22 protein-coding genes and 1 pseudogene are annotated in these 22,002 nt (G+C 69.7%); 13 read left to right on the top strand and 10 right to left on the bottom strand.

Annotation, left to right across the window (positions count from 1 at the left end):
- Both JWQ05_RS19545 and soxC read right to left on the bottom strand, forming a co-directional pair.
- Positions 1-276: c-type cytochrome (locus JWQ05_RS19545; RefSeq protein WP_366944621.1), on the bottom strand; the 276-nt coding region annotated here is incomplete at its 3' end.
- Positions 266-1,516, bottom strand: coding sequence for a sulfite dehydrogenase (gene soxC / locus JWQ05_RS19550; protein ID WP_299662217.1), 1,251 nt, complete (start codon positions 1,514-1,516; stop codon positions 266-268). The genes soxC and JWQ05_RS19545, both read right to left, overlap by 11 nt.
- Positions 1,517-1,981: 465 nt before the next feature.
- Between soxC and JWQ05_RS19555 the strand changes: the two genes are divergently transcribed.
- The 5 genes from JWQ05_RS19555 (at position 1,982) to JWQ05_RS19575 (ending at position 5,654) form a co-directional block, all read left to right on the top strand.
- A complete protein-coding gene (locus JWQ05_RS19555) occupies positions 1,982-3,013 on the top strand; it encodes an ABC transporter substrate-binding protein (RefSeq protein WP_299662268.1) in 1,032 nt (343 codons plus the stop codon).
- A gap of 134 nt (positions 3,014-3,147) precedes the next feature.
- Positions 3,148-3,921, top strand: a complete 774-nt coding sequence (locus JWQ05_RS19560; protein ID WP_299662269.1) for an ABC transporter ATP-binding protein — start codon at positions 3,148-3,150, stop codon at positions 3,919-3,921.
- Positions 3,918-4,790: an ABC transporter permease gene (locus tag JWQ05_RS19565; protein ID WP_299662220.1), complete on the top strand. Its 873-nt coding sequence runs from the start codon at positions 3,918-3,920 to the stop codon at positions 4,788-4,790. The genes JWQ05_RS19560 and JWQ05_RS19565 overlap by 4 nt, the downstream gene beginning before the upstream one ends.
- A 28-nt stretch (positions 4,791-4,818) precedes the next feature.
- Positions 4,819-5,232, top strand: a complete 414-nt coding sequence (locus tag JWQ05_RS19570; protein ID WP_299662223.1) for a YeeE/YedE family protein — start codon at positions 4,819-4,821, stop codon at positions 5,230-5,232.
- Positions 5,229-5,654, top strand: a complete 426-nt coding sequence (locus tag JWQ05_RS19575) for a YeeE/YedE family protein (RefSeq protein ID WP_299662226.1) — start codon at positions 5,229-5,231, stop codon at positions 5,652-5,654. Before JWQ05_RS19570 ends, JWQ05_RS19575 begins: the two co-directional genes overlap by 4 nt.
- Before the next feature lie 3 nt (positions 5,655-5,657).
- Here JWQ05_RS19575 and JWQ05_RS19580 read toward each other — a convergent pair whose 3' ends face one another.
- Together JWQ05_RS19580 and JWQ05_RS19585 are read right to left on the bottom strand one after the other, a co-directional pair.
- On the bottom strand, positions 5,658-6,701 hold the full coding sequence (locus JWQ05_RS19580; RefSeq protein WP_299662229.1) for an LLM class flavin-dependent oxidoreductase: 1,044 nt from the start codon (positions 6,699-6,701) through the stop codon (positions 5,658-5,660).
- A 5-nt stretch (positions 6,702-6,706) separates the two neighbouring features.
- The gene (locus JWQ05_RS19585; RefSeq protein ID WP_299662231.1) at positions 6,707-7,696 is read right to left on the bottom strand and encodes an ABC transporter substrate-binding protein; all 990 of its coding nucleotides are present in this window, start codon (positions 7,694-7,696) and stop codon (positions 6,707-6,709) included.
- Positions 7,697-8,216: 520 nt separating this feature from the next.
- On the opposite strand from JWQ05_RS19585, the gene JWQ05_RS19590 reads away from it, so the two are divergent.
- The 3 genes from JWQ05_RS19590 to JWQ05_RS19600 are packed head-to-tail and all read left to right on the top strand — an operon-like array spanning position 8,217 to position 10,798.
- A complete protein-coding gene (locus JWQ05_RS19590) occupies positions 8,217-9,317 on the top strand; it encodes a methionine ABC transporter ATP-binding protein (RefSeq protein ID WP_299662233.1) in 1,101 nt (366 codons plus the stop codon).
- On the top strand, positions 9,307-9,972 hold the full coding sequence (locus JWQ05_RS19595; RefSeq protein WP_299662235.1) for a methionine ABC transporter permease: 666 nt from the start codon (positions 9,307-9,309) through the stop codon (positions 9,970-9,972). The genes JWQ05_RS19590 and JWQ05_RS19595 overlap by 11 nt, the downstream gene beginning before the upstream one ends.
- 46 nt (positions 9,973-10,018) lie before the next feature.
- Positions 10,019-10,798 (top strand): MetQ/NlpA family ABC transporter substrate-binding protein, encoded by a 780-nt coding sequence (locus JWQ05_RS19600; protein WP_299662237.1) that lies wholly within the window; start codon positions 10,019-10,021, stop codon positions 10,796-10,798.
- 16 nt (positions 10,799-10,814) lie between these two features.
- On the opposite strand, the gene JWQ05_RS19605 is transcribed toward JWQ05_RS19600, so the two are convergent.
- On the bottom strand, positions 10,815-12,212 hold the full coding sequence (locus JWQ05_RS19605) for an LLM class flavin-dependent oxidoreductase (protein WP_299662239.1): 1,398 nt from the start codon (positions 12,210-12,212) through the stop codon (positions 10,815-10,817).
- 322 nt (positions 12,213-12,534) lie between these two features.
- Here JWQ05_RS19605 and JWQ05_RS19610 point away from each other — a divergent pair, with 322 nt between their 5' ends.
- The 3 genes from JWQ05_RS19610 to JWQ05_RS19620 all read left to right on the top strand — a co-directional run bounded on the left by JWQ05_RS19610 (position 12,535) and on the right by JWQ05_RS19620 (position 15,994).
- Positions 12,535-13,752 carry an acyl-CoA dehydrogenase family protein gene (locus tag JWQ05_RS19610; protein ID WP_299662241.1) on the top strand — a complete coding sequence of 406 codons (1,218 nt, stop codon included), beginning with the start codon at positions 12,535-12,537 and terminating at the stop codon, positions 13,750-13,752.
- A gap of 12 nt (positions 13,753-13,764) precedes the next feature.
- Positions 13,765-15,099, top strand: coding sequence for an LLM class flavin-dependent oxidoreductase (locus tag JWQ05_RS19615; RefSeq protein ID WP_299662242.1), 1,335 nt, complete (start codon positions 13,765-13,767; stop codon positions 15,097-15,099).
- A 100-nt stretch (positions 15,100-15,199) separates the two neighbouring features.
- Positions 15,200-15,994: a MetQ/NlpA family ABC transporter substrate-binding protein gene (locus JWQ05_RS19620; RefSeq protein ID WP_299662244.1), complete on the top strand. Its 795-nt coding sequence runs from the start codon at positions 15,200-15,202 to the stop codon at positions 15,992-15,994.
- Positions 15,995-16,167: 173 nt separating this feature from the next.
- On the opposite strand, the gene JWQ05_RS19625 is transcribed toward JWQ05_RS19620, so the two are convergent.
- Positions 16,168-17,451 (bottom strand): porin, encoded by a 1,284-nt coding sequence (locus tag JWQ05_RS19625; protein ID WP_299662246.1) that lies wholly within the window; start codon positions 17,449-17,451, stop codon positions 16,168-16,170.
- 83 nt (positions 17,452-17,534) lie between these two features.
- A pseudogene (locus JWQ05_RS19630) lies at positions 17,535-18,373 on the bottom strand (aldo/keto reductase).
- Positions 18,374-18,641: 268 nt separating this feature from the next.
- Here JWQ05_RS19630 and JWQ05_RS19635 point away from each other — a divergent pair.
- On the top strand, positions 18,642-19,709 hold the full coding sequence (locus JWQ05_RS19635) for an adenylate/guanylate cyclase domain-containing protein (RefSeq protein ID WP_299662248.1): 1,068 nt from the start codon (positions 18,642-18,644) through the stop codon (positions 19,707-19,709).
- The gene (locus JWQ05_RS19640; RefSeq protein WP_299662249.1) at positions 19,706-20,188 is read left to right on the top strand and encodes a YaiI/YqxD family protein; all 483 of its coding nucleotides are present in this window, start codon (positions 19,706-19,708) and stop codon (positions 20,186-20,188) included. The genes JWQ05_RS19635 and JWQ05_RS19640 overlap by 4 nt, the downstream gene beginning before the upstream one ends.
- A 42-nt stretch (positions 20,189-20,230) precedes the next feature.
- Here JWQ05_RS19640 and JWQ05_RS19645 read toward each other — a convergent pair whose 3' ends face one another.
- The 3 genes from JWQ05_RS19645 to JWQ05_RS19655 form a co-directional block, all read right to left on the bottom strand.
- Positions 20,231-20,503 (bottom strand): BrnA antitoxin family protein, encoded by a 273-nt coding sequence (locus tag JWQ05_RS19645; protein ID WP_299662250.1) that lies wholly within the window; start codon positions 20,501-20,503, stop codon positions 20,231-20,233.
- A 23-nt stretch (positions 20,504-20,526) separates the two neighbouring features.
- Positions 20,527-20,751, bottom strand: coding sequence for a hypothetical protein (locus tag JWQ05_RS19650; RefSeq protein ID WP_299662252.1), 225 nt, complete (start codon positions 20,749-20,751; stop codon positions 20,527-20,529).
- Positions 20,752-21,048: 297 nt separating this feature from the next.
- Positions 21,049-21,978, bottom strand: coding sequence for a DMT family transporter (locus JWQ05_RS19655; RefSeq protein ID WP_299662254.1), 930 nt, complete (start codon positions 21,976-21,978; stop codon positions 21,049-21,051).
- Between the last annotated feature and the right edge of the window lie 24 nt (positions 21,979-22,002).

Raw genomic sequence — 22,002 nt, forward strand, 5'->3', positions numbered from 1 at the left:
GGCCGCTGCCCCCTCGCCGCGCGCGCCGTGGCAGGCCGCGCAGCGCGCGCCGAACAGGGCCGCGCCGTCGCGGACGCTTCCGTGCCCCTGGGGGAGGCCCTGGCCATCGGCCCGCACGTCGATGTCCCAGGCGGCCAGATCCTGCGGGCTCGCCGGCTGACCGATCCCGAGGCGGGCGGGCGCCGGGTGCAGCGGTGCCGCCGGGCCGGCGGGATCGGCGAGAGCCGCGCCGGTCAGCACGAGGCCGGCGAGCGCTCCGAACAGGTTAGCCCGCATGGCTGACGCCTCCATTGGCGGCGACCGCCCAGCCGAACGTCGCGTTGTTGTGGTAGAAGGACTGAGTTCCGCGCAATGACACCAGCGTCGCGCGGGCGGGCTGGACATAGCCCGTCTCGTCGGTGGCGCGGCTCAGGAGCTGTGCCGGGCCGCCCGCCCAGCGCCAGGGCAGCCGGAATCGCGTGAGGCAGCGTGGCAGCACCGGCCCCTCCAGGGTCGCCGCCTTCCAGCGCGCCCCGCCATCGGTGGAAACCTCGACACCCGTGATCCGTCCGCGTCCGGTCCAGGCCAGCCCCCGGATCTCGCGAAAGCCGGGCTCCCCCAGGCGCTCGCCGCCGGAGGGCGTGGTGATGACGGATTTGGCCTCCATGAGGAACGTGAACTGGCGCGCCGAGCCGTCCGGCATCAGGTCGGTGTACTTCGCCGTCTCCTCGCGGGTCTGGAACGGCTGGTCGCCGACTTTCAAGCGGCGCAGCCACTTGATGCTGAGGTTGCCCTCGACGCCGGGAAGAAACAGCCGCAGGGGGTAACCCTGTTCCGGGCGCAGCCGCTCGCCGTTCTGGGCATAGGCCAGGATGGCGCCGTCGCGCGCCAGATCGAGGGGGATGCTGCGGGTCATCCCGGCCGCATCCGCCCCCTCCGCCAGGATCCAGGCCGCCCCCGGCTTCACCCCGACCTCGTCGAGGAGGGTGGCGAGCTCGACGCCGGTCCACTCGGCGCAGGAGAGGAGGCCGTGGCTCTCCTGCAGGGTCCAGGTGGGCTTGGCTCCGAGCCAAGGCGTGTTGCCGGAGCATTCGAGGAAATGGATGCGCGACACGGCGGGCATCCGAACGAGGTCGTCCATGGTCAGGACGAGGGGCCGTTCGACGAGGCCGTGGATCGCCAGCCGATGCCGGTCCGGGTCGATCGCCGGCACGCCGGCATGGTGGCGCTCGAAATGCAGGCCGTTGGGCGTGATGATGCCGTGGAGGTGCTGCAGCGGCGTGCCCGTGGAGGCCGCGCCGGGAAAGGCCGGGACCGAGCGAGGCCGGCGGCCCAGCCGCTCGAACGCAGAGGGCTGACCATAGGGCGGCGAGGCCACCGGCGCCCCCGGGGCACGGCTCCACTCGGGCACAGTCAAGGTCTCGCCCCCGTCGGCGGCCCACGCGGCTTTGGCGATGCCGATGGCGCCGGCGGCACCGCCGGCGAGCCGAAGGAAACCGCGTCGGTGCGCGGACCGGCGCGAGGCGTCAGGGGGCATGGCAACATTGATCCGGAGAGATTTTGACGAGGCGCCGAACGGACCGGGTCGTGGTCTTCGCGTCGGCGCCCTGTAATTCAAACGTATTCAATATGCCTGGGCAAGCGAACGCGTTTTCGTTTTTCAATCGTTCCGGAGATCAAAAGCCTGCGCGACATTCGGCTTGGACGAGATTGTATTCCCGGCAGCTTGCGCGGGGTGATGCAGCCACGTCGGCGGCAAATTCTCTCCGGCGGGTCACGCCCAGTCGCTCTCCTCCGTCCTGCCGGAGGAAATTCCGGCTCTAAAATTCACGTCAGCATGAAATATCTGCTGACCCCCTGCCCGAAAGACAAACGTTCTCCAAGACCTCCCGAATAGAGAGTTCAATCTTATTGACGTATCGAGCCCCGGCAATCACCTTCGCGGGCGCTATACGGACCGAATTTGCAGTCCGCGCGAACCAATACGGCGACAGGCTTGATGATGACGAAGCAACGCACCGGCCTCTCGCGGCGTTGGGCGGCGGCCCTGCTCGGCGGGCTCGCACTGTCCGGATCCTTGGCGGGCACGGCGATGGCGGCCGAGGGCCAGTTGCGGATCGCCAAGCAGTTCGGCGTCGTCTACCTGCTCCTCAACGTCGTCGAGGACCAGAAGCTGATCGAGACGCACGGCAAGGCGGCCGGCCTCGACATCAAGGTCGAGTACGTCCAGCTCTCCGGCGGCTCGGCGGTGAACGACGCCCTGCTGTCTGGCAATATCGAGATCGCCGGCGCCGGCGTCGGCCCGCTCTTCACCCTGTGGGACCGCACCAAGGGCCGCCAAAGCGTCAAGGGCGTCGCATCGCTCGGCAACTTTCCCTACTACCTCGTCACCAACAATCCCGACGTGAAGACCATCGCGGATTTCAGCGAGAAGGACCGCATCGCGCTGCCGGCCGTCGGCGTCTCGGTGCAGTCGCGCATCCTGCAGATGGCCTCGGCGAAGCTCTGGGGCGACAAGGACTTCGCCAGGCTCGACAAGATCAGCGTCGCCGTCCCCCATCCGGAAGCGGCGGCCGCGATCATCAAGGGCGGCACCGAGATCAGCGGTCATTTCGGCAACCCGCCGTTCCAGGACCAGGAACTCGCCGAGAACCCGAAGGCCCGCGTCGTCCTGAACTCCTACGACGTCCAGGGCGGCCCGGCCTCCTCCACCGTGCTCTACGCCACGGAGAATTTCTACAAGACCAGCCCGAAGACCTACAAAGCCTTCCTGGACGCACTGGACGACGCCGCGAAGTTCATCACCCAGAACCCGGAGAAGGCGGCCGAAATCTACCTCCGGATCAATGGCAGCAAGATCGACCCCGCCCTGCTGACGAAGATCATCACGAACCCAGCCGTGACCTTCAAGGTCACGCCGGAGAACACCCTCGGCTTGGGCAAGTTCATGCATCGGGTCGGGGCGATCAAGAACGAGCCCCAGGCGATCGGCGACTACTTCTTCGCCGATCCGCGCATCACCACAGGCAGCTGACGCGGGTCACCCTGATCTCTGCCGCCACCCGGTCCGACCTGTCTATCCTCGAGCCGGCGGAACCCCGCGCGCACGGCCCGGTCCGTCGTGAGGCGGCCCCCGCCCGAGCCGCCGCGCCCGAATCCTCGCCGCTCCTGCGCATCAAGGGCGTGACGCTCGAATACCGCACGCCCGAGCGGGTGGTGCGGGCGACGCATCGCATCGACCTCGACATTCACGAGGCCGACCGCTTCGTGCTGCTGGGGCCATCGGGTTGCGGCAAGTCCACGCTGCTCAAGGCGGCGGCCGGTTTCATCACGCCGGTGGAGGGCACGATCACGCTCGCTGGCGTGCCGGTGCGCGAACCCGGTCCCGACCGCATCGTCGTCTTCCAGGAATTCGACCAACTGCCACCCTGGAAGACGGTGGCGCAGAACGTCGCTTTTCCCCTGCGCGCGGCCAAGGCGCTCGGCCGGCGCGAGGCGGCGGAGCGGGCGCGACACTACATCGACAAGGTGGGCCTCACCCCCTTCGCCGACAGCTATCCGCACCAGCTCTCGGGCGGCATGAAGCAGCGCGTCGCCATCGCGCGGGCGCTCGCCATGCAGCCGAAGGTGCTGATGATGGACGAGCCGTTCGCGGCGCTCGACGCCCTGACGCGCCGCCGGATGCAGGAGGAATTGCTGGCTCTCTGGGACGAAGCCCGCTTCACCCTGCTCTTCGTCACCCATTCCATCGAGGAGGCCCTCGTCGTCGGCAACCGGGTCGCGCTGCTTTCCCCCCATCCGGGCCGGGTCCGGGCGGAATTCAACAGCCACGACTTCGACCTCTCCAGCATCGGCGGCGAGGCCTTCCAGGAGGCTGTACAGCGCCTGCACACGCGCCTGTTCGAGACCGATCCCGAAACCAACCTGGCGCCTGCGCGATGACATCCAGCCTCGTGCCGCCGATCCGTCCGGAATACGACCGGGCGCTCGCGCCTTTCGTGGAAGCGCCCGTGGAGCGGGCGCTGCCGCTCGGGGCCCGGCTCTGGCAGCAGGACTGGCTGCGCAAGGGCCTCATTGTCGCCGTCCTGGCCCTCGTCTGGGAGGGGCTGGCTCGTTACCAGGACAACGACCTGCTGCTGCCGGGTTTCGTCGCCACGATGTCGGCCCTCGTCGACGGCCTCGCCAACGGCGAATTGCTGGATCGCGTCCGGATCTCGCTCACCGTTCTGCTGCAGGGCTACGTCTACGGCATCGTCCTGGCCTTCCTGTTGACGACGCTCGCCGTCTCGACCCAGTTCGGCCGCGACCTGCTCTCGACCCTGACGGCGATGTTCAATCCGCTGCCGGCCATCGCCCTGCTGCCGCTGGCGCTGCTCTGGTTCGGCCTCGGCTCCGGCAGCCTGATCTTCGTGCTGATCCACTCCGTGTTGTGGCCGATGGCGCTCAACACCTATTCGGGCTTCCAGGGCGTGCCCGAGACCCTGCGCATGGCGGGCCGCAACTACGGCCTGCGCGGCCCGGCCTATGTGCTGCAGATCCTGATCCCGGCCGCCCTGCCGGCGATCCTGTCCGGCCTCAAGATCGGCTGGGCCTTTGCCTGGCGCACCCTGATCGCGGCCGAACTCGTCTTCGGCGCCGCTTCCGGGCGCGGCGGCCTCGGCTGGTACATCTTCCAGAATCGCAACGAACTCTATACCGACCGGGTCTTCGCCGGCCTCGTCCTCGTCATCATGATCGGGCTCGTCGTCGAGAACGTGGTCTTCGCGGCTTTCGAGCGACTCACCGTGCGGCGCTGGGGCATGGCGCGGTGAGTGTCTTTCCAACCTGACCGGACGGCCCATGAACACCTCTGTCTCGGGGCTCGCGGGCGGGGCGCTGATCGGCCTCTCCGTGGCCCTTCTGATGCTGCTGAACGGACGCATCGCGGGCATCAGCGGCCTCGTCGCCGGGCTCGGCCGCAGTCGCGGTACGCGCTGGCTCGTCGACCTCGCCTTCGTGGCCGGCCTGATCGCGGGGCCTCCCCTCTTCGCCTATGCCACAGGCGCCTGGCCGGAGATGCACATCATCGCCTCGCTGCCGGTGTTGGCTCTCGCCGGCCTCCTCGTCGGGTTCGGAACGCGCCTGGGCTCCGGTTGCACCAGCGGCCACGGGGTCGCCGGCCTCGCCCGGCTCTCAACCCGCTCGCTCGCGGCGGTGCTGGTGTTCCTCGCGAGCGGCATGCTCACCGTCGCGCTCCTCAGGGTTCTCGCATGAACGCCGCGCCCCGCATCGTCGCGGCTTTGGCCGCCGGGCTGATCTTCGGCCTCGGGCTGTCCCTGTCGGGCATGCTCGATCCGACGCGGGTGCGGGGCTTCCTCGACGTCACGGGGGCCTGGGACCCGTCCCTCGCCTTCGTCCTCGGCGGCGCGGTGGGCGTGGCGGGTGCCGGCTACGCCCTGGCCCGTCGCCTGCCGCACCCGGCCTTCGATACGGACTTCGAGCTTCCGACGAAGCGCCGGATCGACCGGCCGCTGGTCGCGGGCGCCGCGCTGTTCGGCATCGGCTGGGGCCTCTCGGGCTTCTGCCCCGGCCCGGCCGTCGCGGCCCTGTCGACGGGCGCCTTGCCCGTCGCGGTCTTCGTCGCGGCCATGCTGGTCGGCATGGCCGCGCAGCACCGGTTCGCACGCTACCCGTAGGCGTCAGCGCACCCGGGGCAGGATCTGCTCGGCAAAGCGCCGCATCTCGGCCTCGAACGGCTGGAACTGCAGCATGAACAGCTCGATGCCGGCGGCGTGGAACGCGCGGATGCGGGCCGCGACCGTGTCGTAGCTGCCCACGAGACCGGCGGCCGTCCCGCCATTGGTGCCCACATGCCGGGAGGCCGCCGCATCGGTCTTGGCGAACATCACGCTCGCCGCGTCGGTGCGCGCCCGCGTGTCGGCCCGCAAGCCGGTGTCGCGATCGGCCAGGGCCAGCAGCCGGGCGTGCTCGGCCTGCGCTTCGGCGTCCGTCTCCCGGGCGATGACGAAGGCCGACAGGCCGTAGCGCAGCGGCGCGTTCGTGGCGGGCCGGCGGGCGACGTCGGCGATCAGCGCCGCGACCTCGTCGAGGGGCTGCCCGTTGATGAACCAGACGTCGGCCCGCTCCGCCGCCAGTGCACGGGCGGGCTCCGACTCGCCCCCGAGATAGATCGTCGGGCGCGGCCGGAAGGTTCCGGCCGGACGCAGTTGGTAGTCATCGACCTGGAAATGCCGGCCCGCATGGGAGACGCGCTCGCCGCGCATCAGCCGGTCGACGAGGCCGATCCACTCGGCGCCGTAGGCGTAGCGCTCGTCATGGGCCGGGAAGGGCAGACCCGCCCGCTCGAACTCGGCCCGGTTCCAGGCATTCACGAGGTTCAGGGCAAACCGCCCCTGGGCGATGTGCTCGATCTGCAGGGCCATCTTGGCGAGCACCACGGGGTGATAGAGCCCCGGCTTGATCGCCGCGATGATCTCGATGCGCCGGGTCAGGGCTGCCAGCGCGGCGGAGGCCGTCCAAGCCTCCAGTTGGTCGCGTGCGTCGTCGTACGGGTTGGCGGTGTGCTGGGCGACGAGGACGGAATCGAAGCCGAGGGCCTCGGCCTCCAGCACCAGGGCGCGGTTTCGGTCCCAACTGGCGTCGTCCGGCTCGTCCGGGTCGTGGTGGGAGGCACGCGAGCCGTGGACGGCCGCCCAGATCCCGAAGTGCGGTGCGTTCGTCATCGGCCTCAGCCTCGCTCGGAGGCGGGCTGCCAGATCTTCACCGCCGTCGCGTCGAGCTTGCGCGGGATCAGCTTGGCCTCGTGGAAGGTCTCCGCGATGGCCTGCTGCTCGCCGAGTTCGGAGCGCACCACCGGTGTGACGTCGTAGGTCCGCCGCCGGTTCACGGTGGCGACGATGTCCGGGGAGAGGTCGCCCCAGATCGGCGCGAGTAGCGCCACGGCCGCGTCCGGCTCGGCCTTCACCCAGCGGCCGGCTTGCCTGAGGGCCTCGTAGACGATGGCGACCACGCGCGGGTTCTCGGCCACGAAGCGATCGTTGGCGAGGTAGTAGCGATGGTAGCTCGACAGGCCGGTGGCGTCGGCGAGCACCCGCACCGGGCGCTTGGCCTGCGCGATCGCGAGGAACGGATCCCAGATCACCCAGGCATCGAGGCTGCCCTGGCCGAAGGCCGCGAGCCCCTCCGGCGCCTGGAGATAGGCCGGCTTGATGTCGGAAAAGTTCAAGCCCGCGTTCTTGAGGGCTGCCGCCAGGATGAAATGGCAGCCCGACCCGCGCGACACGCCCACCGTGCGACCCTTGAGGTCGGCGATGCTGCGGATCGGCGAGTCCGCCGGCACGATGATCGCCTCCGCCGAGGGCGCGCCGAGTTCACGGGCGTAGAAGGTCAGCGGCGCATCGGCGGCCTGGGTGAAGATCGGTACCGCGTCGGCGACATCCGCATGGAGATCGACGACGCCGGCATTCATTGGCTCGATCACGCTGGTGAACAGGTGCCAGGACGGCGCGAAGCCCAGCGGCTTCAGACGCTCGTCCAGGGTGCCCTTCGCCTTGAGGATGGTGAGCAGGGTCGAGGAGCGCTGGTAGCTCAGGCGGACGGTGCGCTCGGCGGCGTGGACCGCCGGCATGCCGAGGGGCAGGAGCGCCGCCGCACCCAGCCCGGCGCGCAGGATCGTCCGGCGCGACGGGGCGGCCCCGCGCGGCGTGTCGTCGGTCATCGTCGTCTCCAGCTTGGGTCACGGCGCGTCCCGCATGCGCCAAACAGATCGATCGTGACGGCGGATCGCCAGCGGTCTCGGCGCGCGATCACGATTTCGTGCCACGTTTTTACAGAGGCGGATCGAACTTTCGCAAGGAAACGGTTTTTCGAATTCGCGGGGATCTGCGGACGAATATTTCTTCTGTCTTCCAAGAAGGGGTCGTTTGACCTTCTCGATCATTCGGATGTCGCAACAGGTCTCAGGGTCGACGGCGACACCATTTGACAGACCGGGACATGTCATGCCGAGCCACGCTCCCGCGCTCGCAAGGAGAATGTTCTCGTGCGCCCGGCAGGAACGACGCACTTCGTCTTAAATACATCGTGAATATAGTCTTTGCTTTCATTGACGCGGTGCAGCACGGTCAGCGATAAACCTGACCACGTCGAGTTTTCCGCAAGTCCTTGTCCGTTGATCCGCCGTGATGGCCCGACGGTGGGGGCGGCCATACCAAGGATCATCCGTGTCGACTGCTGCGATGGCTGGCCGCGCTGCCTCCACGACCGAGCCGCTGATCCGCTTCGAGAATGTCTCGAAGACCTATGCGCCACGTCGCAACGGCGCGGCCGTGGCGGCGCTCCATGGCGTCGACCTCTCGGTCCAAGCCGGCTCGGTACTCGGCGTCATCGGGCGCTCCGGCGCCGGAAAATCGACCCTCATCCGCCTGATCAACGGCCTCGAACGTCCGAGTTCGGGGAGGGTCCTGCTCGGGGACGCGGAGATCTCGGCGTTGCGCGAGCGAGACCTTCGCGCTGTGCGTGCCCGCGTCGGCATGATCTTCCAGCACTTCAACCTGCTCTCCGCCCGCAGCGCGGCGGACAATATCGCGCTGCCCCTGGAAATCGCCGGCTGGACGCGGGCCGCGATCCGCGCGCGGGTGACCGAGTTGCTGCGCCTCGTCGGACTCGCGGACCAGGCCGGGCGCTATCCGGCGGAGCTGTCGGGTGGGCAAAAGCAGCGCATCGGCATCGCTCGTGCGCTGGCCACCGGGCCGGACGTGCTGCTCTCCGACGAGGCGACCTCCGCCCTCGACCCGGAGACCACCCGCTCGATCCTGGCGCTCCTGCGCCGGATCAACCGGGACCTCGGCCTGACCATCGTTCTCATCACCCACGAGATGTCGGTGATCCGCGCGGTGGCCGACCGGGTCGCGGTGATCGAGCACGGCGCGATCGTCGAGGAGGGGCCGGTCTTCGACGTCTTCACGCGGCCGGAATCGGAGGTCACGCGCTCCCTGCTCGTCGGCGAGATGGGTCTGAGCCTGCCTCCCGCCCTGGCGGCCCGGCTCGGCGACGCGGCGCATCCCGGCGCGACGGTCGTGCTCCGCATCGCCTTCGGGGACGCCACCGCCGACACCGCCATCCTGGCCCGCCTCGCCCGCGAGACCGGAATCGACGCGGCGATCCTGGCCGGGACCGTGGACGAGATCGGCGGCCGCCCCTTCGGTGCCCTGACGATCGCCTTGCCACCGGGGCCGGATGTCGAGGCCCGGGCACGGGCCTGCCTTGCGACGCACGGCATCGAGTCGGAACGGCTCGGCTACCTGCCGCAGGCTCGGGAGGCGTTCCGTGTCGCCTGAACTGATCCGACTGCTCGTCCAGGCCACCCTCGACACGCTCACGATGGTGGCGCTCGCCGCCTCGCTCGGCACCGTGTTCGGCTTGCCGCTGGGGATATTCCTCGCCACGAGCCGGCGCGGCGAATTGCTGGCAGCGCCCTTCGTCAACGCAGTGCTGGGCTTCGTCGTCAACGCGACCCGCTCGACGCCCTTCATCATCCTGGTGGTGGCGATCATCCCCTTCACCCGCCTCATCGCCGGCACCTCCATCGGCACCCTGGCCGCGACGGTGCCACTGACGGTGGCGGCGACGCCCTTCATCGCGCGGCTGATCGAGGCGGCGATCCGCGAGGTCGACCAGGGCCTGGTGGAGGCCGCCCGCGCCTTCGGGGCGAGCCCCTTCCAGATCATCGGGAAGGTTCTGATCCCCGAAGCGCTGCCGGGCATCGTGCTCGGACTGACCCTGGCGGTCGTCTCCCTGCTGGGCTTTTCCGCCATGGTCGGCGCGGTCGGCGGCGGGGGCCTGGGCGATCTTGGCATCCGCTATGGCTACCAGCGCTTCCGGCCCGAGATGATGCTGGCGGTGGTCGTCGTCCTGATCGTCCTCGTGCAGGCCGTGCAGACCCTCGGCGAAGCCCTGGCGCGGCGCCTCAACCGGCGCATCCGGCACGCCTGAAGGCCCCGCGACCCGACCTTTCCCACCTGAACGCGGACGATCCTCGATGCTGCGCGCCATTACACTCGCCATCCTCGTCACCCTGCCCAGCTTGGCGCAGGCCGAGCCCCTGAAGCGCGTGCGCATCGGCGCGACGCCGGGGCCGCACGCGCAGATCCTGGAGGCGGTCAGACCCATCGCGGCGCGCAACGGCCTCGATCTCCAGATCATCGAATTCTCCGACTACGTCATCCCGAACGAGGCGCTCTCGGCCGGCGAGATCGAGGCGAACTCGTTCCAGAACCAGCCCTTCCTCGACAACCAGAGGGCCGACCGGGGCTACAAGATCGTCGGCGTCGGCCTCACGGTGAACTTCCCGCTGGGGATCTATTCCAAGCGTCACAAGAGCTTCGACGCCGTGCCGAACGGCGGCACCGTGGCGATCCAGAACGACCCGACCAATGGCGGGCGCTCGCTCCTCCTCCTGCAGGACAAGGGCGTGATCAAGCTGAAAGCCGGCACCGGCTTCAAGCCGACGGTGGCCGACATCGTCGAGAACCCGCGAAAGCTGCGCTTCATCGAGGTGGATGCGGCCCAGACGCCGCGCGCCCTGGAGGATGTCGACGCGGCGGCGGTGAACACCAACTATGCGACACCCGCCGGCCTCAAGCCCTCCGACGCCCTGCTGAAGGAAGAGCCGAAGGGCCCTTACGTGAACATGCTGGCGGTGCGCGAGGCGGACAAGGACCAGCCCTGGGTGAAGACCCTGGTCGAAAGCTACCGCACCCCCGAGACCAAGGCGTTCGTCGAGAAGACCTTCGGCGGGGCGGTGCTGACGAGCTGGTAGGGGCGCCCTCGGGCCCTCAGGAGACGGCCCGAGGGTCGTCCCCGGCGGCCCGGCGAAACCCCGCGCCGGGATGGCTCGCCTTGAGGCGTGGACCGCCCTCCGGAAACAGCTTTTCCCGCAGCGTGCCCTCCCGGTAGCGCGTCTTGAACGCGCCGCGCGACTGCAGTTCCGGCACCACGAGGTCGACGAAGGCCTCAAGGGTTTCGGGCGCCACCGCACGGGTCAGGTTGAAGCCGTCGACGTCGGTGGCCTCGGCCCAGGCGACGAGTTCGTCGGCGACCTCCGAGGGCGAGCCGACGATGAAGGGCGCCCGTGCGCCACGCGGTCCGAACTCGGCGAAATCCGCCCGGGTGAAGGGCCGCTCGCCGGCTTGCGTCAGGGTCTCCACCAGGGACTGCATGGCGTTGGTCTTCACGTAGGCCAGGGCCTCGTCGGGGCCTAGGGCCGAGAGGTCGATGCCGGTCCAGCCGGAGACCAGGGCGAGTTGCCCCTCGACATCGAGGAAGCGGGCATATTCGTCGCGCAGGCTCAGCGCCTCGGCGCGGGTCGGCGCCACGATGACGGTGGCGCCGAGGAACATGCGGATGTCGTGCGGGTCGCGGCCGGCGGCGCGAGCGGCCTCGCGGATGCCGCGAACGGCGTTGGCGGCGATGGGCCGGGTCGGGCCGTTGAGGAAGACGGCCTCCGCGTGGCGCGCGGCGAACAGCTTGCCCCGGCTCGACGTCCCGGCCTGGTAGAGCACAGGCGTGCGTTGCGGCGAGGGCTCGGCAAGGTGGCGGCCGTCGACCCGGTAATACGGCCCGTCGTGCCGGATGCGGTGCACCTTTGCCGGATCGGTGAAGACGCCGCCCACCCGGTCCCGCAGGACGGCGCCGTCCTCCCAGCTGCGCTCCCAGAGCTTGTAGGCCGCCTCCAGGAAGTCCTCGCCCGCCTCGTAGCGGGTGTCGTGGGCGCGGGCCTGGTCCTGGCCCATGCCCCGCGCGCCGCTCTCCAGGTAGCCGGTGACGATGTTCCAGCCGACCCGGCCGCCGGTGAGGTGGTCGAGGGACGTGACCCGCCGGGCGAAGGGATAGGGATGCTCGTAGGTGAGGTTGGCTGTGACCCCGAAGCCGAGATGCCGGGTCGCCTGCGCCATGGCGGGCACCACCAGGAACGGATCGATGTTCGGGGCCTGCGCCGCCCGCGCCAGGGCCGCGTCGGCATTGCCGCCATAGACGTCGTACTGCCCGAGCACGTCGGCGAGGAAGACCCCGTCGAACAGGCCGCGCTCGGCGGTACGTGCCAGGTCGACCCAGTAATCGAGGGTGTTGTAGGCACTGCCCGTGTCGCGCGGGTGGCGCCACAGACCCGCCCAGGTGTGCCCCGGCGAAGCCATCTGGAAAGCGTTCAGCCGGAGTTCTCGGCGCGTCGTCATCGGCAGATCCGTCGGGAGGGTTGTCGGGCGCGGCGCCGAGGGGGGACGTGAGGCGGACGTTCCGTCCTGCGAACACGCGAAAGCGGCGGCGAAGATCAGGGTATTCGCCCAAAGCGCCGGGTCAAGAAGAACGTTCTTGTCCATTCACGCCTGGATGGAGAAAGATCGTTTTTACACAGAACGGAATAGAGCATCAGCTTTCAAATATCTTTATATCTCGGCATGATACAGTGGCACGTCTTGAGTTTCCGGCGATAATCTCGGATCTCAACGGCTGTCGCAGCGCTCGGACTGGCGCCAGCCATCACGGAAATCGGACGTCATGTCACAAACGGATGCAGGCTGGGGCGCGGGGCCGAGCGCCCGCTACGAGGCGCTGGCCGCGCGGTTTCGCCCGGCCTTCGCGGAGATCCGCTCCACCGCCATCGCCCGGGACGCGGAGCGCCGGCTGCCGCATGCGGAACTCGGCTGGCTCAAGGAGGCGCGCTTCACCACCCTTCGACTCTCCGAAGCGGCCGGCGGCCACGGGGCGAGCCTGCCCGAATTGTTCAACCTGCTGATCGAGCTGTCGCAGGCCGATTCCAACGTCACCAACGCGTTGCGCGCGCATTTCGGCTTCACCGAGGACGTCCTTTGTTCGGCCTCACCCGAATGGCGGGCGCGCTGGATCGAGCGGATCGGGGCCGGCCAGACCATCGGCAGCGGCGTCTCCGAGACCGGCGAGGCACGGGTCGGGCAGTTCGACACGATCATCCGCCGGCGCGGGGCGGAGCGGGTCGTCGACGGTCGAAAGTTCTACACCACGGGCTCGCTGTTCGCGGACTGGATGCACCTCTCGGCTCAGGACGAGGACGGCGCGCCCGTGGTCGCGGCGGTCTCGACCCGCGCGCCGGGCGTCGCGATCGTCGACGATTGGGATGGGTTCGGGCAGGCGCTGACCGCCAGCGGCACCGCGCATTTCACCGGTGTCGTGGTCGAGCCCGACTGGATCAAGCCGGACCCGGCGCGCTTCCCCTACGCCATGGCGTTCTTCCAGCTCGTGCACCTGGCGACACTCGCCGGCATCGGCCGGGCGGCGGCCGAGGACGTGGCTCGTCTGGTGGCCGCGCGCCACCGCGTCTACAGCCACGGCAACGCGGCCCGCACCGCCGACGACCCGCAGGTCCAGGCCGTGGTCGGCCGGGTCCGGGGCAACGCCTATGCGGCCGGGGCGATCGTCTTGAAAGCAGCCGAGGCGGTGCAGCGAGTCTTCGACGCGAGGCGTGCCGGGGCGGACGCGACGGCGGCTGCGGTGCTCGCCGATGTCGAGGTGAACCAGGCGGTCACGGTGGTGACGAACCTCGTGCTGGAGGCGACCACCGGCCTGTTCGACGCGCTCGGCGCCTCGGCGGTCAAGGAGGGCCTCGGCCTCGACCGCTACTGGCGCAACGCCCGCACCATCGCCTCGCACAATCCCCGGATCTATCGCGACCGCATCGTCGGCGCCTTCGCGGTCAACGGCACCGCGCCGCCGCGCGAATACCGCGTCGGATCGGCCTGAGGGGGGAACCCGATGCCGACCCGCCGCGACCGCATGCGCCTCGGCGCCTTTCTCTATCCCGGGGGGCACCACGTCGCCGCTTGGCGCCACCCCTCCTCGCAGGCCGATGCCGGCATCAACGCCGCGCATTACCGGCAGATCGCCCGCACGGCGGAAGCGGCGAAGTTCGACCTGATCTTCCTCGCCGACGGGGTCGCGGTGCGCGGCGAGGATATCGACGCCCTGAGCCGCACCGCGATCCGCTACGTCGGGCAGTTCGAGCCCTTGACCCTGCTCTCGCACCTCTCGGCGGTGACCGAGCGGATCGGCCTCGTGGCCACGGCCTCGACCACCTACAACGAGCCCTTCCACATCGCCCGGAAGTTCGCCTCCCTCGATCACCTCAGCGCGGGCCGGGCCGGCTGGAACCTCGTGACCTCCGCCGACCCGCGCGAGGCCTGGAACTTCAGCCGCGAGAGCCACCTCGCCCATGCCCACCGCTACGCCCGGGCCGAGGAATTCGTCGACGTGGTGCGGGGTCTGTGGGATTCCTACGCGGACGACGCCTTCGTGCGTGACCGGGAGGCGGGGCGCTTCTTCGACCCCGAGAAGCTGCATCTCCTGGCGCACGAGGGCGCGCACTTCTCGGTGCGCGGGCCCCTCAACGTACCACGCGCGCCGCAAGGCCACCCGGTGGTGGTGCAGGCGGGCTCCTCGGAGGCCGGCAAGGCGCTCGCGGCCCGCACCGCGCAGGTCATCTTCACCGCGCAGGTCACCCTGCAGGACGCGACCGCCTTCTACGCGGACGTGAAGGGCCGCATGCCGCGCTTCGGCCGCGACCCGGATCATCTCAAGATCATGCCGGGCGCCTTCCCGGTGGTCGGCCGCACGGAGGCGGAGGCGCAGGACCGCTATGGCGAATTGCAGGCGCTGATCCACCCCGTGGTCGGGCGCTCGCTGCTGGAGCAGCTCACCGGCGCCGACCTCTCCGCCTATTCCGACGACGCCCTGGTGCCCGACCTGCCCGAGACCGAGGGCGGCAAGAGCCGGCAGGACCTGATCCTGCGCCTGGCCCGCCGCGAGGGGCTGAGCATCCGCGAGCTTTACCTTCGGATCGCGGGCGCGCGGGGGCACTGGACCCTGGTGGGCACCGCGAACCAGATCGCGGATGCGTTGCAGGAGCGTTTCGAGGCTCATGGGGCCGACCGGTTCAACATCATGCCACCGACCCTGCCCGGCGGCCTCGACGACTTCGCGACCCTGGTCATCCCTGAACTCCAGCGCCGCGGCCTGTTCCGTACCGCGTACGAGGGCCGGACCTTGCGCGAGAACCTCGGCCTGCCGACACCCGCGCACCGGCTCGCCTGAAACGCAGCGCGATCTCCCGTCGTCTGCGAAGGCCGCTCCACGCCGATGCCCGAGCGGCGTGCAACGCCACCCGTCGGATTCCGAACCACCGGAGCGTGCCATGCTGAACCGTCGCGTCCTTCTCACCGGGTCCCTTGCCTTGCTTGCGGCCTCCACGGCGCGGGCGGCGGCCCCCCTGCGTGTCGTCGCCTCGTCGGTGCCACATGCGGAAATTCTGGGATTCGTCCAAGACAAGCTCGCCCCCGACCTGCCGCTGCGGATCATCGAGATCAGTGGTGACATCCGCCCGAAACGCCTGATCCTCGACGGCGATGCGGATGCCAACTTCTTTCAGCACGTGCCCTATCTGCGCGCGGAAGAAGCGGAACTCGGCGTTCGCTTCGCGGTGACAGCCACGGTGCATGTGGAGCCGCTCGGGCTCTATTCGCGCCGGGTACGCAGCCTCGCCGACCTTCCGAAGGGGGCCACCGTCGCCCTATCGAACAACGTCACCAACTTCAGCCGCGGGCTCAAGCTGCTGCAGGAAAACGGACTGATCCGCCTGGCGCCCGGCCGCGACGGCACCTTCGCCACGGCCGCCGACATCGCCGAAAACCCGAAATCCCTCGGCTTCGTCGAAGTGGCGCCGCCGCAATTGCCGCGCTCCCTCGACGACGTCGCCCTCTCGGTGATCAACGGGAACTATGCCCTCGAGGCCGGACTCGACCCGGCCAGGGATTCCCTCGGACTGGAGCGGGCCGAGAACAACCCCTACGCGAACGTGCTGGTGACGACGCAGGCCCTGGCGCAGGACGGGCGCGTCCTGCGCCTCGCAACCCTGCTGCAATCCTCCGAGACCGCCGCCTTCATCCGCGCGCGTTACAGAGGCTCCGTGATACCCGTCGCGCGCGGATGAGCGGGTGCGCCCGATGACAGGAACACACGCTGCTCGTCGAAGTCGGGCTGGCACGCACTGACCGGCTTTGAGGAAGGCGAGAACAACGTCTCCGCGTTCCGACCTCGATGTTCCGGTGTCCAGTCGAACGCATGTGGCCGCCGGCCCATGACGGACGGCGTCGAGCCCGCCGGTCACCAGTAGAGTTGGAACCGCCCGATGAAGGTGTCCGCGTCGATGGTGCGGCCGCCTTGGAGGGCCGAGGGACTGGTGTGGGAGCGGATGTAGTCCGCCACGATCCGGATGTTGCGGTCGGGGTACCAGTTCAGCCCCACGGTGACGTCGCGCTCGATGCCGCCCCGGATCCCGGCATCGTCGAGGTCGATGGCGCTGAAGCGGGTGCCGAGTTCGAACACGCCGAGGCCGCCGCGTGAGACGCGGGCGGCCTCCGGCACCTGTACGCCCGAGAAGGTGGCGTAGGTGGTGCCATAGGTGGGTGCGAGCGTGTAGGCCCGGCCCTGTCCGTTGAGGATCAGGCTCGCCTGGACGTAGCCGCCCTGGAAGTTCACCGTACGGGCGCCGCCGAAGCGCTCGACCGTCGTGCGGATGTACTCGGCCTGGAGCAGGAACGGTCCATCGCGATAGGCCGCCTCCAATCCGACGCGGCCGACGCTCGCCGCGTCGCGGATGTCGCCGGTATCGACGAAGTTGCGCTGGAACAGGAACGCCTCCGAGCGGCTCGTGAGCGACAGGCCCTGCCCGTCGCGCGGCAGGTCGCGAAAACTGCCCGCCAGCCCGAAATGCAGCACGCGGTCCGCCTCGTGGATCGGCGCGTAGGTGGCTCGTGCCGTGGCGGCGACGCCTTCGCTGCGGATCCCCGTGTTGGCGTTGCCGCCGAACACGCTGGCGACCATCGTCCAGTCCTCCCCGTGCCGGCCGAGCGCGAAGCCGAAATTCCGGGCGGGCGCGAAGGCGTCGGCCAGCGAACGCTCGGTGAACAGGGTGTTGTTGTCGCTGGTCAGCTGGTCGAGGCTGAAGGGCTCCTTCATGTTGCCCACCGTCAGCAGGGTCCGCTCGAACCCCGTATAGGCGATCGCCGCGTCGTTGATCGGGCGCGTCGGGTCGGCGAAATCGTACTGGAACGCCAGTTCGAGCGTCTTGCCGAGGCTGAGGTAGCTCTCGATCCAGGAGCGCCGCACGGCGATGTTCTCGGGGAACGGCTCGGGAAATCCGGGCTGACGAATGCCGGCGGCGCCGAAATCGAGCTGAAGCTTGCCGCCGATGCGCAGCTTGGCGACATCGTCCGGAAAGGTGAGCGTGATGCCCTTCTCGTCGATGGTCAGGGTCTCGCCGTTGGGCTGAGCGGGATTGCCCTTCGCGGGAGCGCGATCCTCGGCCATCGCCGGCATGCCGGCGAGACAGGACAGGGCAAAGCAGGACAGGGCGAGGCTTGCCGCCCGCGACCGCGCTCCCATCATCCCGCCACTCCCTCGTCTCGCCCGAAGCCGCCCGGCTGTCCCGTCGCGGCCCCACAGGCTTTGGCCCAGGTTCGGGCGCGGCGCTACAACATCGGCAAAGATCGGGGCTTCGGCCCCCGTGGAAAGGCGGCGTCGAGGGCCGCCAGATCCTCGGGCGTCAGGCTGATCCCGGCCGCCGCCGCGTTCTCCCGCGCCCGCTCCGGCCGGGCCGTCTTCGGGATGGTGAAGGTCCCGGGCGTCGCCGTCAGGAACGCGAGGGCGACGGCGCGCGGGGTCGCGCCATGCGCTCGGGCGAGGCGGGCGAGCACCCGTCCGCCCGCGCTGGTCGCGTCCGGGAAGTCTCCGCTGCCGAAGGGCGAGTAGCCGACGAGGGCCACGCCGTTGGCCTGGCACCAGGGCAGGACCGCATGCTCGATGGCGCGCTCCTGCAGGTGGTAGAGCACCTGGTTGCAGGCGATCTGACCGGGTCCCGCGATCGCGAGGGCCCGATCGAGGTCGGCGACGTCGAAATTGCTGACGCCCCACGCCAGGATCTTGCCCACCGCCTTCAGCGTGGAGAACCCCGCGATGGTCTCCTCCAGCGGGTGCCGGCCGGGCCAGTGCAGCAGGTAGGCGTCGAGACGGTCGGTGCCCAGACGCTTGAGCGAGCGCTCACAGGCGGCGATCACGCCCGCCCGGCTGGCATTGCCGGCACCACTTTGGAGACGAGGAAGACGTCGTCGCGCCGGCCCGCGATCGCTTCGCCCACCAGCGGCTCGGCCTCGCCGTACATCTCGGCGGTGTCGATATGGCTCATCCCGGCATCGAGACCCGCCCGCAGGGTCGCGGCCGCGGCGGCCGGGTCCGCCTGGTCGAGATGCCAGGTGCCCTGGCCGATCACGGACACCGCCCGCCCCGTCCCACCGAATGTTTCGCTGCGCATGCGCGATGCCTCCTTTGCGATCACGCCACGACAACGCACGTCGGCAACACCCGGCCCCGATCGTGGCGTGTGCGTCACCTTGGCCTTACTCGCGCCATCATGCGGCGGTGATCAGGAGGAGGTTCGAAGCTCGGTGCACAGGATGTTGCGCCACCGCGAACCCATCCCGGAAGGGGAAACGTTCGGTGCGCAAGGCTGCCCCCTCCCCCGCCCTCGCCGGTTCCCCGACGCTGTCCTGCGCCGGGTCCTGCCACGGGGGGGCACGCTGATGCTGCCGCAGCACCGCTGGTTCTGGATCCTCATCCTCATCGCCTGCGGCGGCGCGGGCCTCCTCTACAACGTGCTGTTCGCCGGAGGCGCGACGCCGCTCGCCGGGTTGACCTACGGTCTGGCGGTGGGCGGCACGACCCTGGCCTTCGACCGGGGCATGATCCTCGGCGGTCTCCAGGCACGGATGCGCCGGATGCCGGCCAAGCTCTACGTTCCGGCCGCAGAATTCGCCTACGTGCTGATGATCGCCGTCGGCATTGCGCTCGGCGGGCTTCTGGTCTGGGCCTTCGGCTTCACCGACGACGATCTCGGCCACGCCGTGCGGATCACCCCGCGCATCCTCGCCTATTCGCTGGCGGTCTCGGCGATGCTCGTCTTCGTCATCCGCATGCGGGACCTCATCGGCGGCGAGGTCTTCGTGAACTTCCTCGTCGGGCGCTACCACCAACCCGTGCGCGAGGAGCGCATCTTCCTGTTCCTCGACGTCGTCGGCTCCACCGCCTTCGCCGAGACCCACGGCGACCTCAAGGCCCAGGCCTATCTTGGCGCGGTCTTCGCCGCCCTCGCCGAGCCCGTCCGGCGCAACGCCGGCTCCATCGACGATTACATCGGCGACATGGCGATGATCACCTGGCCGATGGCGCGCGGATTGAAGGATGCCCGCTGCGTCGCCTGCGTCTTCGACGTGATGGATCGCCTCGAGGCCGAGGCCGACGCCTGGACAGCCCGGTTCGGCACGGTGCCGCGCCTGCGCGCAGCGCTCCATGGCGGCTCCATCGTCACGGCCGAAGTCGGCGTCGACCGGCACAAGATCGCGTATTTCGGCGATGCGGTGAACGTGACCGCGCGCATCGAATCCCTGTGCCGGCCGCTCGCCACCGAGATCCTGGTCTCCGACGACCTGCTGGCCCGGCTCGACAGCCTGCCCCCAGGCATCCGCGCCCGTTCGCTCGGCGCGCATGCCTTGCGCGGGCGAGGCCAGCCCTTGAGCGTCTCGACCCTGGAGCGGGGTACGTCCCTGGCGCACGATCCTGCACTCGGCTCAGCCGCCATCGCCGCCCAATGAGCGCGCCCGCCGGCCCGAACCCGATCGTCGTCTTCATCGACGCCGATGCCTGCCCGGTGAAGGACGAGACCTACCGCGTGGCGGGGCGCTATCGCCTCCACGTCTACGTGGTCGCCAACAGCTTCATGGCCCTGCCGCGCGAGCCATGGATCGAGCGCGTGGTTGTGAGCGACGGCTTCGACGCCGCCGACGACTGGATCGCCGAGCGGGCACGGCCTGGTTCCATCGTGGTCACGGCCGACGTGCCGCTGGCCAGCCGCTGCGTGAAGGCGGGGGCGGAGGTGCTCGGCCCCAACGGCAAGCCGTTCAGCGAGAGCGGGATCGGCATGGCGCTCGCCACTCGCAACCTGATGCAGGACCTGCGCGAGGCCGGCGCCGTCACGGGCGGCCCGAAGCCGTTCTCGGCCCGCGACCGCTCCGCCTATCTCGGCGCCCTCGACCGGATCGTGATGCGGCTGAAGCGTTCCGGCTTCGTCTGAAATCTTGGCTCGCTCAACGCAACCGAGGCGCGAGACCGAAGCTCAGAGACCGGCGGCCGCCTTGAGTGCGGCGTTGATGCGGTCCTGCCAGCCCGGACCGTCCTTCTGGAAATACTCCAGCGCCGCGCGGTCGATGCGCAGGGTCACCATCTCGCGCGCGCCCGGTGCCGCCAGGGGAGCGCCAGCGGGCGTTGGCGCGGAAGACGGTGGCGCGGCGGGTTTGGCGGTCTCGGGTGCCTTCGTGGTCGCGGCCTTGAAGGCGGCCTCGGCCGCCTGTCGCGGGTCGCTCGGACGACGGGAGCGATCGAATGCCATGATGGTCTCCTCCGCCCGTCGTTTCAGGAGCGCTTGCGCTTGGGGGCCGGCGGCTTTGCGGCGGCCTTCGCCTCGGCGTCTGCCGCTTCCTTGGCGAGGCGCAGGGCGCGCAGCTTCACCGTCCGCTCATCCACGGCCTTCACCGTGGCGTGATGCTCGGCCATGGCCTGGGCGCCTTCCTTGGCCATCCGCTCGGCCCGCTCGGCGCGCTCCTCGGATCGGGTCCGGGCGTCGGTCTCGTCGCTCATTGCATTCCTGTCCTTGAACCTTCCCGCCCGCGCGAGGCGCGCGGTCCCGGACCACCGAAGGGGCAGCCGCGAGGGCGCCGAAGGCTCGGTGGCAGATGGGGGCGTGACGCGCACCGGATTCCGCCGGGAACCGATGACCGGGCGACACGAGAGGCAGTCCACACACCCTCGACGCGGATCGGCTCCGGGCGGGATCGTCAAGGCTTTAGCACGCCGCACGCCGAAAAGGCCAACGCTTCCCGGCGGCTGCGGGCGCTTGTCCTCAAGCTTCGCGGCATGGAGCGCCGCAGCACCGGCTCAGAACACGGAAATGAGGACGATTCCGGCGATCATCAGCGCGGCGCCCCCCAGCCGCGACGGGCCCGCCTGGACCTGCTTCATGCCGACCCATCCGAAATGGTCCAGGGCCACCGAGGTCAGAAGGTTGGCGGTGATGAGCAAGCCGTTGAAGGCGCCGGCCCCGACCTTGTCCACGAAGAGCAGGCCGCCGAACACCGCCACGGCGCCGGTAATGCCGGCGAGCGGCATCCACCAGCGTACGCCGGAGACGTCCTGCCGGTTCGGCAGCGGCGTCGGCCGCAGGAGTAAGACGAGGACGAAGACGAAGACGACCGGCAGGAAGGAGACGGTCGCGGCCAGCCAGGGGTTCACGAGGGCGCCGCGCAGCTGGGAATTCCAGACGACGCCGACCGCCTGCAGGATGCCCGCGACGACGATGAACGGGTAGAGCAGCTTCGGATTGAGGCCGTGCCCCTCGTCCTTCTCATCCCCCTTGTCGGCGGTGGTGCGGGCGATGAAGACCACGCCCACCGCCATCAGTAGGCCGCCGAGCCACGGCATCAGCTTGAACCCGCCGCCCGGCAGCCCGAACAGGCCCAGCGAGTCCATGGCCAGCGACGCGAGGATGTTGGCGGTCAGCGTCAGGCCGTTGAACGGGCCGGCTCCGACCTTGTCGATGAAGGCGAGCCCACCGAACACCGCCACCGCGCCAGCGACGCCCCCGAGCGGCGCATACCAGGGCATCGTGCCCAGCGTCTCCAGGGTCGGCAGCGGCGTCGGCATGATCAGGAACAGGGTCGCGAACACGAACACGATGGGCAGGAAGGACACCGTCGCGGCGAGCCACGGGTTCACGAGCCGGCCGCGCAGCTGCGCGTTCATGGAATTGCCGAGCGCCTGCAGGACGCCTGCGACGAGGATGAAGGGATAGAGCAGGGCGGCGTTCACGGGCGTCCTTGGGATGTGCGGAAA

Source organism: Methylobacterium sp., assembly GCF_028290105.1.
GTDB lineage: Bacteria > Pseudomonadota > Alphaproteobacteria > Rhizobiales > Beijerinckiaceae > Methylobacterium.

Coding starts and splice junctions, on each gene's coding strand:
- soxC (WP_299662217.1), bottom strand. CDS start 1,516: ATGCCCCCTGACGCCTCGCGCCGGTCCGCGCACCGACGCGGTTTCCTT.
- JWQ05_RS19555 (WP_299662268.1), top strand. CDS start 1,982: ATGACGAAGCAACGCACCGGCCTCTCGCGGCGTTGGGCGGCGGCCCTG.
- JWQ05_RS19565 (WP_299662220.1), top strand. CDS start 3,918: ATGACATCCAGCCTCGTGCCGCCGATCCGTCCGGAATACGACCGGGCG.
- JWQ05_RS19570 (WP_299662223.1), top strand. CDS start 4,819: ATGAACACCTCTGTCTCGGGGCTCGCGGGCGGGGCGCTGATCGGCCTC.
- JWQ05_RS19575 (WP_299662226.1), top strand. CDS start 5,229: ATGAACGCCGCGCCCCGCATCGTCGCGGCTTTGGCCGCCGGGCTGATC.
- JWQ05_RS19580 (WP_299662229.1), bottom strand. CDS start 6,701: ATGACGAACGCACCGCACTTCGGGATCTGGGCGGCCGTCCACGGCTCG.
- JWQ05_RS19585 (WP_299662231.1), bottom strand. CDS start 7,696: ATGACCGACGACACGCCGCGCGGGGCCGCCCCGTCGCGCCGGACGATC.
- JWQ05_RS19590 (WP_299662233.1), top strand. CDS start 8,217: ATGGCTGGCCGCGCTGCCTCCACGACCGAGCCGCTGATCCGCTTCGAG.
- JWQ05_RS19600 (WP_299662237.1), top strand. CDS start 10,019: ATGCTGCGCGCCATTACACTCGCCATCCTCGTCACCCTGCCCAGCTTG.
- JWQ05_RS19605 (WP_299662239.1), bottom strand. CDS start 12,212: ATGACGACGCGCCGAGAACTCCGGCTGAACGCTTTCCAGATGGCTTCG.
- JWQ05_RS19610 (WP_299662241.1), top strand. CDS start 12,535: ATGTCACAAACGGATGCAGGCTGGGGCGCGGGGCCGAGCGCCCGCTAC.
- JWQ05_RS19615 (WP_299662242.1), top strand. CDS start 13,765: ATGCCGACCCGCCGCGACCGCATGCGCCTCGGCGCCTTTCTCTATCCC.
- JWQ05_RS19620 (WP_299662244.1), top strand. CDS start 15,200: ATGCTGAACCGTCGCGTCCTTCTCACCGGGTCCCTTGCCTTGCTTGCG.
- JWQ05_RS19625 (WP_299662246.1), bottom strand. CDS start 17,451: ATGATGGGAGCGCGGTCGCGGGCGGCAAGCCTCGCCCTGTCCTGCTTT.
- JWQ05_RS19635 (WP_299662248.1), top strand. CDS start 18,642: ATGCTGCCGCAGCACCGCTGGTTCTGGATCCTCATCCTCATCGCCTGC.
- JWQ05_RS19640 (WP_299662249.1), top strand. CDS start 19,706: ATGAGCGCGCCCGCCGGCCCGAACCCGATCGTCGTCTTCATCGACGCC.
- JWQ05_RS19645 (WP_299662250.1), bottom strand. CDS start 20,503: ATGGCATTCGATCGCTCCCGTCGTCCGAGCGACCCGCGACAGGCGGCC.
- JWQ05_RS19650 (WP_299662252.1), bottom strand. CDS start 20,751: ATGAGCGACGAGACCGACGCCCGGACCCGATCCGAGGAGCGCGCCGAG.